This is a genomic window from Plectonema radiosum NIES-515, from assembly GCF_025753815.1.
GTDB classification, from domain to species: Bacteria; Cyanobacteriota; Cyanobacteriia; order Cyanobacteriales; family Nostocaceae; genus Hassallia; species Hassallia radiosum_A.
Genome location: NZ_JAOWRF010000127.1, coordinates 1 through 3,079 on the forward strand (window position 1 = coordinate 1; position 3,079 = coordinate 3,079).

The 3,079-nt window shown below is 47.1% G+C and carries 2 protein-coding genes; both read left to right on the forward strand.

The window, feature by feature from the left end:
• Positions 1-195: 195 nt before the first annotated feature.
• A complete protein-coding gene (locus tag OGM63_RS08275) occupies positions 196-2,610 on the forward strand; it encodes a secretin GspD/PilQ domain-containing protein (RefSeq protein WP_263745037.1) in 2,415 nt (804 codons plus the stop codon).
• A gap of 58 nt (positions 2,611-2,668) precedes the next feature.
• Entirely contained in the window at positions 2,669-3,073 is a 405-nt protein-coding gene (locus OGM63_RS08280; RefSeq protein WP_263745038.1) for a four helix bundle protein, read from the forward strand.
• The last annotated feature ends 6 nt before the right edge of the window (positions 3,074-3,079 follow it).

A 3,079-nucleotide genomic window follows, 5' to 3' on the forward strand; every position in this document is an offset into this window, starting at 1 on the left:
GGGCTTCGTAAGATTAGCCCCAGGCTTATAGCCTGCGGGTGGGGGAACGAGAAAAAAGCTTACTCTTCGTGGGCTAGAAACATTTTCGTGGCATTTAGTCCGCGCAGGCGGACTTGGTTCGTGTAGCCGCACCATGCGCGGGTGTCGGGCTTCTCCAAATTTGTCTAAATAATTTTATAAAGTGAGGAATAAACTGTGAAACAACTTCACGGTAATAGTTTTATATTGGCAGCCGCTGCTTTTGTCTTTGTAGCAGTTCAACCTGTGTCGGCACAGACTTCTGAAATTACTGACGTACAGTTAAATCCCGTTGATGGGGGAATTAATGTTGTTCTCAAAACTTCCTCAGGTTCGCGCCCTCAAGTTTTTACCACAAAACGCGGTAAAAGTCTAGTAGCAGATATTATTAATACGCAACTACGTTTACCTCAAGGTAATAGTTTCCGCCAAGATAACCCCGCACCGGGAATTACCTCAGTGGCAATCAATCAGCTTGATACTAATAGCATTCGGGTAACGGTGATTGGAGAGAAAGGAGTTCCCAATACTCAGCCTGTGAAGCGAGGAGGCAGCGGAATTACCCTCAGCTATAGCCCAGGAACGGAAGTAGCGGCAGAGGCACCAATTCCCGCAGCGATCGCTGCTTCTAACCCATCGCGATCGGCTCCTCTTGTTCCTAACCCGCAAGTCACCGTGGACGGGACACCCGCACAAGCATCGGGTCCTGGTCAACCTGGGACAGCCGCACCGCCTTTTTTACCGAGAGCGGTTGCCCCACCAGTGGGAGATATTGCCATTTCTAATACTGATGCCTCTCCCAGCGTGATTGATTTGGGAACTCAAGAACGTGTCCCCCGCTTGGTGTTACGAGATGCTCCAGTACGTGAAGTTTTATCACTGCTTGCTCGTGCTGCTAATTTGAATTTGGCTTATACAAGTGGGGGACAAGGTGCTGATGGGAAGCCGGCTGCTGCTGCTGGGGGTGATGGACCGACAATTTCCTTAGATATTGAAAATGAGCCAGTGCAAGATGTTTTTAACTACGTCTTGCGGCTAAGTGGTTTAGAAGCTAACCGCAGCGGACGGACGATTTTTGTAGGAGCGAATTTACCTAACGCTACTCGTGATACGGTGATGCGTAACCTGCGACTCAATCAGGTAACGGTTAGTGTAGCAGTCAATTTCTTAGTCGGTTTGGGTGCAGAAAGTGCCGTCAGCCAGGAACGGAAAATTAGTATCGTTAGGTCTTCGGGTAAATTAGGAGATGATCAAAGCACCACTACCGAAAGCTCGAGTTCGTCCGAAACCTCACTTCAAACTCGACGTGCTGAGTTTAAAGATTCAACGCCTTTACTCAGAGGTTTACAAGCACTAGGAGAGGAGCGCACCAATTCGCTGACTTTGATTGGTCCACCGAAGCTTGTTGAGATAGCAATGGCTCAACTAGGTCAGCTTGATATCCGCCGCCGGCAAGTGGCAGTCAATGTCAAAATTGTTGATGTTAACTTGTTGAATACACATGACTCCAACACCAGTTTTTCCTTTGGTGTTGGCAATAATTTCTTCACTAATGATGGTGGTGCAGCGTCTCTAAACTTTGGTGGCTCCAGACCAGCTACTAGCGCTGAAGCAAGAAACAGTATAACTAGTACACCAGTCATCACTAACCCAATTACAGGAAAGCCCTTCCTTGATCCAAACAGCTTTGTTCAAATTCCAGGGACTACACCTGGTACGGTAGTAGTAGACCCAAACGGTAATATTACTAGAGTCGCAAACCCCGGAAGTGGCTCTTTCTATCAACCCATTACGCCTGATAGCAACGGAAACTCCCTACAACCAGGCTTCTCTGATATTACTCCAGCAACCGATAACATCATCACAAGGAACGCTGATGGTACATCGAGCATCACACGAGGCACTCTTGGTACAGCTACTACATCTTTGCCAACTTTATTTCAGTTTCCCAAGCGTTTTCTTGCTAGTTTGCAGGCTCAGGTTACAAGTGGCAATGCCAAGATTTTGACTGACCCGACTTTAATTGTGCAAGAAGGTCAGACGGCTGATCTTAAGCTGACCCAAGAAGTAGTGGGCAATATTGAGAGGGCAATAACTCGTGGTGATGGTACTTCCTCAGAAATAGTTACAGCTAAGAAAGAAAGTGTGGGTTTAACTCTAGCTGTAAAAGTGGAACGCATTGATGACAATGGCTTTGTTTCTCTCTCCGTAGCTCCTACTGTTGCATCTCCTCAAGCCCCGGCAGACATTAGTACGGGGAATGGTAGCAGCCAACGAATATTTTTGGTTTCTACACGCTCCCTGAATTCTGGCGTGGTTCGTCTGCGAGATGGTCAAACGCTAATTCTCAGTGGCATCATTCAAGACTCAGATCGGACAAGTGTCTCGAAGATTCCCATCTTGGGTGATATTCCTCTCCTTGGTTCCCTGTTTAGAAAAACAAACAGATCCAATCAGCGTCAAGAGGTGATTGTGTTGCTCACACCGCAAATTATGGATGACTCTGAGCGCTCATCCTACGGCTATAACTACACTCCTAGCCCAGAAGTGCGGGGAACTTTGGAGCGGAGTGGCTTGAAGGTTCCGAAGTAGAGGAGGGGGGGAGTGGGGGAGTGGGGGATGGTTAATGGTTTAGTTGGAGATGGGGGAGATGGGGAGAGAGTCCTTTAAAAGTCATAGGGATTTGGAAGTTTATCAAATGGCATTTGATGCTGCTATGCAGATTTTTGCACTATCAAAGAAATTTCCGGTTGAAGAGAAGTATTCCCTGACTGACCAAATCCGTCGTGCTTCACGTTCAATATGCGCTAATTTTGCAGAGGCATGGCGCAAACGTAGATATGAGGCAGCATTTATCGCTAAACTGAGTGATTCGGAAGCAGAGACGGCAGAAACTCAGACTTGGATAGAATTTGCTGTAAAGTGCAATTATCTGGACGTTGAAACCGGACGCAACCTTTATCGAACCTATAACTCGATTCTCGGTATGCTCGTTACCATGATTCACAACTCAGACAAATGGATAATCCCCTCCAGCTTAAAAAAGAGGGGATAGGGGGAG

Bases quoted from the DNA above. Each gene is read 5' to 3' on its own strand.
- OGM63_RS08280 (WP_263745038.1), top strand. From the start codon at position 2,669: ATGGGGAGAGAGTCCTTTAAAAGTCATAGGGATTTGGAAGTTTATCAA.